This window comes from Saccharibacillus sp. WB 17 (assembly GCF_008634075.2).
Taxonomy (GTDB): domain Bacteria; phylum Bacillota; class Bacilli; order Paenibacillales; family Paenibacillaceae; genus Saccharibacillus; species Saccharibacillus brassicae.
Map to the genome: position 1 here is coordinate 57,014 of NZ_VPFK02000026.1, position 8,582 is coordinate 65,595.

Sequence of the window (8,582 nt, forward strand, 5' to 3'; positions counted from 1 at the left end):
ACTGCGCGATGAATATCCAGATAGGGATCGATTATTATCCGGAGCAGTGGAGCCGGGAATTGTGGGAAAGCGATGCCAACCTTATGCAGGAGACGGGCGTGTCCACCGTGCGCATGGCGGAGTTTGCGTGGAGCCGTCTGGAGCCGGCGGAAGGCGATTACCGGTTCGAATGGCTGGACGCGGCGATCGACACGTTCGCTTCGCGGGGCATGCAGGTCGTGCTGTGCACGCCTACCAACACGCCGCCGAACTGGCTGACGGCCCGTTATCCGGACGTGCTGCCTCTGGACGAGCAGCTTCACGTCGTCCGCCCCGGCGTACGCGGGCACCGCTGCAACAACAGCCCTTCCCTGCAAAGAGTAGGCTCGGCATTCGTGGAAGCGATCTCACGGCGCTACGCAAAGCATCCGGCCGTTATCGGCTGGCAGATCGATAACGAGATGCATGACCAGGAGTGCCATTGCGACACGTGCAATCAGGCTTTCGTCGCTTGGCTGCAGCAGCGTTATGCGGACCTCGAAGAGTTGAACCGGGAGTGGGGAACGGTCGTCTGGAGCGGCGAATACGGCGATTGGTCCGAGATCACGACGCCGATCGGCGGCGGCAGGCCGATGAATCCGTCCTACATGCTGGAGTACAAGCGCTTCTGCTCGGACAGCGTCGGCCATCTGCTGAACTGGCAGCTCGAGATTTTGCGCCGCAACTGCCCGGAGCAGTTCGTGACGCATAATATGTGGCAGTATCCCAACACGCTCGATTATTACGATCTGCATCGGGAACTGGACTTCGTTTCGTTCGATTATTATCCGAATGAACTGTATCGCGATTACGGCGACCGGTTCCCGAGAAACGGAGCGCTCACGCTGGACCTGGTCCGGGGCATCAAGCGGCAGGGATTCTGGGTCATGGAGCAGCTCAGCGGAGCGCAGGGCGCGTGGATGCCGATTCAGCGCACGCCTTATCCCGGCCTGATTCGGGCCCGCTCCTGGCAGGCGATCGCTCGCGGCGCCGACCGGATCGTGCATTTCCGCTGGCGCAGCGCCACGGTCGGCGCCGAGCAGTTCTGGCACGGCTTGATCGACCACAGCAACGTGCCCGGACGCCGATTCCGGGAATTCGCCCAGCTGACCCGCGAAGTGAACCGGCTCGGCGAACGGCTCGGCGGTTCGATCGTCTCGAATACGGTGGCGATTCTTCATTCGCATGACCAGCATACGGCGCTGTCCCTTCAGGCCCAGGCCGAAGGCGGCATGTCCTATATCGACAATCTGTCCTCGATGCACAATGCCTTTCTCAAAATGGGCGTGGGCACGGACGTGATCAACTGGACGGAACCGCTCGACGGGTACACGATCGTCGTGGTCCCTTCCCTCTTCTTGTTAAGCGAAGAAGTCGCGCAGCGGTTGGAGCGATTCGCGGAGCAGGGCGGCACCGTCGTACTGACGAATCGAACCGGCGTCAAAAATATGCGGAACGTATGCGAGATGCGCCCTCTGCCCGGCCTGCTGGCGGAAGCGGCCGGGGTCGTCGTGAGCGAATACGACGCGATCGGCCGCAGCGAACATGCGATTCGCGACGCGCAAGGCCGCATCTTCGCCGCGCAGCAGTGGTGCGACCTGCTGGAACTGCGCGGCGCCGAAGCGATCGCTTGGTACGACAACGACTTCTACGAAGGAGTGCCGGCGGTGACCGTCAACGCGTTCGGCGCCGGCCAGGTCTATTACGTCGGCACCTGGCCGGAACCGGCCTACTTCCATGCGTTGTTCGAAGAACTGCTCGCGCAAAAAGGGCTGACGCCCGGACTCCGTCTCCCCGAAGGGGTCGAGCTGTCGGTTCGAACCAAAGGCGAAGCAGCGTTCCGGTTCCTGATCAATTTGACGAACGAACCGCGGGAGATCGAACTGGACACCCCTTGCGTCAGCCTGCTGACCGGCGAGCGACTGGAGCGGCAGCTGATCCTTCCGGCGCTGGGCGTGGAGATTTTGGAGTAATCTTTTTCGGGGAAATGGATTGGATCTGCATGCAGCGCGTACAAACCCTTACTTCGCCAGATGCCGGTCGCCCCAACCGACGATCGCTTCGATCAGCGGCACCAGTTCCCTGCCGGACTCGGTCAGCGAATATTCGACCCGAAGCGGCACTTCGGCAAAAGCTTCGCGCCGCACGACGCCGTGGGCGATCAGTTCCTTCAGCGTATTCCCGAGCGTCGTCGCCGTAATGCCGTTCAGTTCTCTTTTCAACGCGTTGTAGCGGATCGTCTCGTTCCCGGCAAGAACGGCCAAGATAGGAAGATTCCACTTGCCTCCGATGACTTGAAAAGAAAACGCGGCCGGGCACAACCTTTGCATGTCGGAATCGTATTTCATATTTTTCGCTCCTTTTCAGGAAGTTCTTGTCCACAAGTTCTTCCGGGTTGTTGGCCCAAGTATCCTGCAGGATACCTGGTATGAAAAAAGACAGTAATTGAAGTTCAAATCCCAAGTCTTATAATAATACCATGTAACCTAAAGAAAGCTAATAACCTTCACAAGGAGAATGCAGGCATGAAAACGAATCCGAATACGGTATGCGATTTACGAACCGGCGAATGCGGACCGAGCGACGAAGACGCGATCCAGCGGCTCGATTTCTCGCCGCAAACGTCCAAGCTGACGCTCCATTACGTCACCGATCCGATCTGTTCCCACTGCTGGGCGCTGGAACCGGTCCTGAACCGTTTTCAGCTCCAGTACGGACATCATTTTGAATTCAACGTCGTCATGGGCGGACTGCTCCCAAGCTGGAACGGTTTTGGCGACCGGGCGAACGGGATTCGGCAGCCGTCCGACGTTGCCGGGCATTGGAGAGAAGTCGGCGAACATTCCCGCATGCCGATCGACGGCAGCTTGTGGCTGGATCATCCGATCCAATCTTCTTTTCCTCCGTCCCGCGTGTTCAAAGTCATCCAGCAAAACCATCCCGGCAAAGAACGGGAATACCTGCGCAAGACACGCGAGCGGCTGTTTGCTTTCAACGAAAATATCGCCGAAGAAGCCGCGATGATCCGCCTCGTCGACGAGATCGGCCTGAACGGCCGGGACCTCGTCGCACAGGCGGCAGAGGAATCCGCCCAGACGCTGCTGGAAGAAGATTTCGCTCTGGCTGCCCGGCTCGGAGTCCGCGGTTTTCCGACGATCGTCATGATGAACGAAAATAGTCAAGGCGTCAAAATCGTCGGGGCGCAGCCGCTTGAGACCTACGTCAAAGGTCTTGAATCTCTGTTGAACAAACCGGCGAGTGCGGCTGAAGTTCCGACTCTGTCGGACTGGTTCTCGGGCAAAGAGCATCTCTTTTCCAAAGAAATCGAAGTGATGTACGACCTGCGGCCGGATCAGGCCGAAGCATTCGTCGCCGAGCAGTTAAGCGGCCGGCCGCCCCGTATTCGGCACGTCATGGGCGAGCTGTATATCTGACGACCGACAAAACAGCGCTCAAGTCCATCCTGCGGACTTGAGCGCTTTTTGCTTTCGAATTTCTTTTCCCCGGCAGCCCGTCCGTCTTCGCTTACACCGAACGTTCGGGCGCCGCCGTGGCCGTTTTGTCGAGCGACGAGAACTTCACCCGCCGCACGGCGTAGTAGACAAGGCCCACGATCAACCAGCCGGTGCCGAGCAGCAGCGAAGAACGGCCGAGCAGCGTGATCAGGTACAGGACGAACAGCGAACCGAACAGCGGACATACCAGCCGAATCAGAAGATCACGCGGCGCGCGCTGCTTCCGACGAACGATATAGTGCGCGATTACGGAAATATTCACGAACAGGAACGCGGTCAAAGCGCCGAAGCTGACGAACTTGATCGCCGTCTCCAGACTGATGAACAGCGCCGACAGCGAGATCAGACTCATGAGCAAAATGTTGAACACGGGCGTGCGATATTTGGCGTGCAGCGAAGCAAACGGCTTCGGCAGCAGCGACGTGCGGCCCATGACGAGCAGCAGCCGGGTCACGGTCGTCATGGATGACATGCCCTGCGACAGCACGGAGAAAATGATGACGAACGTGAAGATGCCCGCAAGCAGTCCGCCGCCGATCGACTGCATCAGTTCGTAGCCGGCCGAGTCCACGTGGGTATACGCGAAATTCGGATAGATCTGCTGAATGAGATAGGCGGTGATGAAATAGAGCAGTCCGGCGGTCACCACGATGATGAAAATGGCGCGCGGGATCGTCTTCTTCGGGTCTTTCGTCTCTTCCGCCATCGTCGTGATCGAATCGAAGCCGAGGAACGAGAAGCAGACCAGCGAAGCGCCGGCCAAAATGGTCGAGAAACTGACGCCCGACGAGGCGGGGAACGGGTTCAGCCCGGCGCTGACGCCGCCCGTCACCGCTTTGTACACGAGCATGCCGCAGAATCCGGCGATAAAGAGCAGCTGCAGCAGGACGAAGATTTTGTTGATGTTGGCCGACGTTTTGATACCGATGATGTTGATGACCATGACGATCAGCGTCAGCAGCACGATCCAGACCGCGGACGGCACGGAAGAGAACTGCGCATGCAGATTCACGCCGAACATCAGCACCGCGACGATGCACGAGAACAAATAATCGAGCAGAATGGCCCAGCCGACGACGAAGCCGAGAAACGGGTTGATCGCTTTGGACACGTACGTATAGGCCGATCCGGACACGGGAAACGCTTTGGCCATCTGCCCGTAGCTCAGCGCGGTGAAGATGATGGCGACGAACGCCAGCACGTAAGCGGCAAGCAGCATCCCGCCGGCCCCTTCGTGCAGCACTCCGAAACTGGTGAAGAAGATCATGGGCGACATCCAGGCCAGTCCCATCGTGACAACATGCGATAAAGACAAATCTCTTTTTAACGTGATTTCTTTGGACATGTGGATGCACTCTCCATTCGGGATTGTCTCTGAGCATGCCGGAATCATATGTTAGGTTTTCTGCGTCTTTCAGAGTAGACCGACTATAACAAGCTTCTTTTTCGTTTGTAAATAGGAACATTTATTCGTATTTAATACCTAAACCTAACATAAAGATCAAATAAACGGACTTACACGGCTGAATTTCGAAAAAAACCTTGCTCGACTCGTCACCTTATGTTAATGTTTGTGACACAACAACTGCATACAAATTGTTTTCTAGGGTTCCGGGTGCTGTCTAAGGCCGACTGGTCCGAGAGAAAACGCATCGGCCGCAATCATTCCGATGTCCACGGCGGGACAAAAGCCCGGGAGAAACGTCAAAGCGAACAGCTTTGACGGTTTCTCCCGGGCTTTTTGTTTTTCCCGCTCCCCTGTTCCCGTTCATATTCAGATTCGAGGAGGGTTTCGCATGGAGGCATTCACGATTCAGCCGGGCGGCAAATGGTCCGGCATCATCGGAAAAGGAAAACGGGTTCGGTTCGAAGCCGCCGGCCGTCAGGCCAATTTGTCCGTGCTGCTCTACTCCGCGGCCGACCCTGCCGAACGCTACAACATGCCGGATACGTTAAAAGCGCAGCACACGGCCTTTTTCACGGCGGGCCACGTACTTATGAGCGATCAGGGCCGCGTGCTCGCCTCGATCGTCGAAGACACGGCGGGCTGGCACGATCCGCTTGGCGGCTATACGACCCGAAGCGCCACGGACGACCGCTACGGCTTCACCCGCTACCAGCAGCAGCGCAACGATTGGCTGCGCAGCGGAGCAGAGAATTTCACGGTGGAGCTGTTCCGCAGCCGCCTGACGGCGCGCGACCTGATTCCGCCGGTGAACCTTTTTTCCAAAGTGGTGTGCGAACTCGACGGCAGCATGCGCTACGCCGAGCAGGACACGGAAGGCCGCAGCGTGACGCTGCGCACGGAGATGGACGTGCTGTTCGTCTTCTCCAATACGCCCAATCCGCTGAACCCCTCCCCTCTCTATCCGGACGCCGCGATTGCGATTGAAGTAAGCGAAGCGGCGCCGGTCACGGATCAGGACCTGTGTGTCCGCCACTGCCCGGAGAACCGCCGCGCTTTCGAGAATACATGGCAGGCCCAGGCGCTGCTGAGAGGAGCGAACGTCCAATGAACACTTACGCATTCGTGCCCGCCCTGAGTCCGCTGCGTCCGGAAGACGCGGTCTACTCCCATATCATTCCCGCTGGCGACGGCTGGCTGCACGACCTGCTGCCGGGGCAGACGCTCCGCCTCGTCGATCTGGAAGGCAATCAGGCCGTCGATACGCTGTTCTACGCCAGCGAAGATCCGGCCGACCGGTACAGCGCCGTCCGCACGATTACCGGGCAGCGGAATCTGTACCTGACGACCGGCTCCGTGCTCAAAGCGGAATCCGGCCGCGATCTGCTGCGGATCACGGCCGACACGTGCGGACGCCACGACACGATCGGCGGCGCCTGCTCCGCCCAGAGCAACACCGTTCGCTATTCGCACGACACGCTGCCGATGCACAACTGCCGCGATACGTTCATGCTCATGCTGGCCGGACGGCCCGAATTTACCAAACGGGATCTCGCGCCGAACGTCAACTTCTTCATGAACGTGCCGGTGACGCCGGAAGGCGGACTGTCTTTTGCCGACGGCGTATCCGGTCCGGGCCGCTACGTGGAACTGGTAGCGCTCTGCCCGGTCACCGTGCTGATCAGCAACTGTCCGCAGCTGAACAATCCGTGCAACGCCTACAACCCGACGCCGGCGCAGGTATTGATCTGGAACGACCAAGGAGGCGAAGCCCATGTTTAACAAAGTGATGATCGCCAACCGCGGCGCGATCGCGGTGCGCATCCTGCGCACGCTCAAGAAGATGAATATTGCGTCGCTCGTCGTGTACACGCGGGCGGATCGCGACAGCCTGCACGTGGAACTGGCGGACGAAGCGGTGCTGATCGGCGAAGGCCCCGCCAAAGAAAGCTACATTAATGGAGAGCTGATTCTGCGGACGGCTCTGGAGCACGGCGTGGACGGTATCCATCCCGGCTACGGCTTCCTGAGCGAGAACGCTTCGTTCGCCAGAGCGTGCGCTGAACAGGGAATCGCTTTTATCGGGCCGGAGCCGGAGCATATCGAGCTGTTCGGCCTGAAGCATACCGCGCGGGCGCTGACCGAAGCGGCGGGCGTTCCGCTGCTGCCCGGCACCGGCTTGATGGAGAATCTGGCGGAAGCGGTGCTGCAGGCACGGCGCATCGGCTATCCGGTCATGCTCAAGAGCACGGCCGGAGGCGGCGGGATCGGCATGCGCATCTGCGAAAACGAAGCGGAGCTGCAGGAATCCTACGCCTCCGTCACCCGTTTGGCGGCGGCCAACTTCAACGACGGCGGCGTCTTTTTGGAAAAATACATTACCCAGGCGCGGCACGTGGAAGTGCAGATCTTCGGCAACGCGGACGGCGAAGCGGTAGCGCTCGGCGAACGCGACTGCTCCGTGCAGCGCCGCAACCAGAAAGTCGTCGAAGAGACGCCGGCTCCGCGGCTGCCGGAAGACGTGCGCCGGCGCATGCTGGAATGCGCGCGGATGCTCGCCGAAGCGGCGAATTATCGCAGCGCGGGCACGGTCGAATTTCTATACGATGCGGCTTCGGAGCAATTTTATTTCCTCGAGGTGAATACGCGCCTGCAGGTGGAACACGGCGTGACCGAAGAAGTGCTCGGCATCGATCTCGTGGAATGGATGGTGCGCGAAGCGAAGCACGATCTGCGGAACCTGCCGGATCTCGTGCGGCATCCGCAGGGACACAGCCTGCAGGTACGCCTGTACGCCGAAGACGCCGGCCAGGATTTCCGGCCGAGCGCCGGGGTGATCGACGACGTGGTCTGGCCGGCCGGCGCCCGCGTAGAGACTTGGATCGCCAAAGGCGTCGACGTGACGACGCTGTACGACCCGATGCTGGCCAAGATTATCGTGCATGCGGACGATCGGGACGCGGCGATCGAGGCAATGATCGCCTGCCTCGACGAACTGCGCGTCTACGGCCTCACGACGAACCAGTCGTACGTGGCCGCCCTGCTGCAGGAGCCGGATTTCCGCGGCGGGCAGGTCCATACCGGCATGCTCGCCGGCTTCTCGCCGCTTGAACGCGCGATCGAAGTGATCGACGGCGGCATCCAGACAACGGTGCAGGACTACCCGGGACGCACCGGCTACTGGGATATCGGCGTCCCGCCTTCGGGACCGATGGACGCGCTGTCGTTCCGGATCGGCAACCGGCTGCTCGGCAACGAAGACGAAGCCGCCGGTCTGGAGATGACGTTCCGCGGCGGCAGCTACCGCTTCCGGGATACGATCCGGTTCTGCCTGACCGGCGCCGCCATGACCGCGGATCTGGACGGCGTGCCCGTCCTGCCGTACGCGCCGACCGAAGCGCCGGCCGGCTCGGTGCTGACCGTCGGCGAAGCCGCCTCGGGCATGCGCACTTACCTGCTCGCCGCCGGCGGGCTCGATATTCCGCTCACGCTGGGCAGCGCCGCAACCTTCACGCTCGGCGGCTTCGGCGGTTACGGCGGCGGCGCGCTGCGCCCCGGCGCCGTGCTGCGCGTGAAGCCGTCCGCCGGCCGCCCGCTGCCGGCGGCGGCTCCGGCTTCGCGGCCGGCCGTGTCCCGCGAATGGA

The 8,582-nt window shown here is 60.4% G+C and carries 7 protein-coding genes and 1 riboswitch; of the genes, 5 read left to right on the forward strand and 2 right to left on the reverse strand.

The features are described 5' to 3' along the window. The first annotated feature begins 8 nt into the window (after positions 1-8). Positions 9-1,991: a beta-galactosidase gene (locus FTE24_RS14695; protein ID WP_150233856.1), complete on the forward strand. Its 1,983-nt coding sequence runs from the start codon at positions 9-11 to the stop codon at positions 1,989-1,991. Positions 1,992-2,039: 48 nt separating this feature from the next. Here FTE24_RS14695 and FTE24_RS14700 read toward each other — a convergent pair whose 3' ends face one another. Further along, positions 2,040-2,366: a winged helix-turn-helix transcriptional regulator gene (locus FTE24_RS14700; protein ID WP_150233858.1), complete on the reverse strand. Its 327-nt coding sequence runs from the start codon at positions 2,364-2,366 to the stop codon at positions 2,040-2,042. Between the two features lie 177 nt (positions 2,367-2,543). On the opposite strand from FTE24_RS14700, the gene FTE24_RS14705 reads away from it, so the two are divergent. Further along, the gene (locus FTE24_RS14705) at positions 2,544-3,452 is read left to right on the forward strand and encodes a DsbA family protein (RefSeq protein WP_150233859.1); all 909 of its coding nucleotides are present in this window, start codon (positions 2,544-2,546) and stop codon (positions 3,450-3,452) included. A gap of 91 nt (positions 3,453-3,543) precedes the next feature. On the opposite strand, the gene FTE24_RS14710 is transcribed toward FTE24_RS14705, so the two are convergent. Beyond that, positions 3,544-4,878, reverse strand: a complete 1,335-nt coding sequence (locus tag FTE24_RS14710; RefSeq protein WP_150233861.1) for an APC family permease — start codon at positions 4,876-4,878, stop codon at positions 3,544-3,546. A gap of 247 nt (positions 4,879-5,125) precedes the next feature. Continuing rightward, a riboswitch (guanidine-I (ykkC/yxkD leader) is annotated at positions 5,126-5,234 on the forward strand. A 95-nt stretch (positions 5,235-5,329) separates the two neighbouring features. Here FTE24_RS14710 and FTE24_RS14715 point away from each other — a divergent pair. The 3 genes from FTE24_RS14715 to FTE24_RS14725 all read left to right on the forward strand — a co-directional run. Continuing rightward, positions 5,330-6,049 carry an urea amidolyase associated protein UAAP1 gene (locus FTE24_RS14715; protein ID WP_150233863.1) on the forward strand — a complete coding sequence of 240 codons (720 nt, stop codon included), beginning with the start codon at positions 5,330-5,332 and terminating at the stop codon, positions 6,047-6,049. Next, a complete protein-coding gene (locus FTE24_RS14720) occupies positions 6,046-6,720 on the forward strand; it encodes an urea amidolyase associated protein UAAP2 (RefSeq protein ID WP_150233866.1) in 675 nt (224 codons plus the stop codon). The genes FTE24_RS14715 and FTE24_RS14720 overlap by 4 nt, the downstream gene beginning before the upstream one ends. After that, on the forward strand, positions 6,713-8,582 hold a 1,870-nt coding region (locus FTE24_RS14725), incomplete at its 3' end, for an ATP-binding protein (protein WP_160441780.1). The genes FTE24_RS14720 and FTE24_RS14725, both read left to right, overlap by 8 nt.

Excerpts from the sequence above, each read along its gene's own strand:
- FTE24_RS14710 (WP_150233861.1), bottom strand. The coding sequence starts at position 4,878 with ATGTCCAAAGAAATCACGTTAAAAAGAGATTTGTCTTTATCGCATGTT.
- FTE24_RS14695 (WP_150233856.1), top strand. The coding sequence starts at position 9 with ATGAATATCCAGATAGGGATCGATTATTATCCGGAGCAGTGGAGCCGG.
- FTE24_RS14705 (WP_150233859.1), top strand. The coding sequence starts at position 2,544 with ATGAAAACGAATCCGAATACGGTATGCGATTTACGAACCGGCGAATGC.
- FTE24_RS14715 (WP_150233863.1), top strand. The coding sequence starts at position 5,330 with ATGGAGGCATTCACGATTCAGCCGGGCGGCAAATGGTCCGGCATCATC.
- FTE24_RS14700 (WP_150233858.1), bottom strand. The coding sequence starts at position 2,366 with ATGAAATACGATTCCGACATGCAAAGGTTGTGCCCGGCCGCGTTTTCT.
- FTE24_RS14720 (WP_150233866.1), top strand. The coding sequence starts at position 6,046 with ATGAACACTTACGCATTCGTGCCCGCCCTGAGTCCGCTGCGTCCGGAA.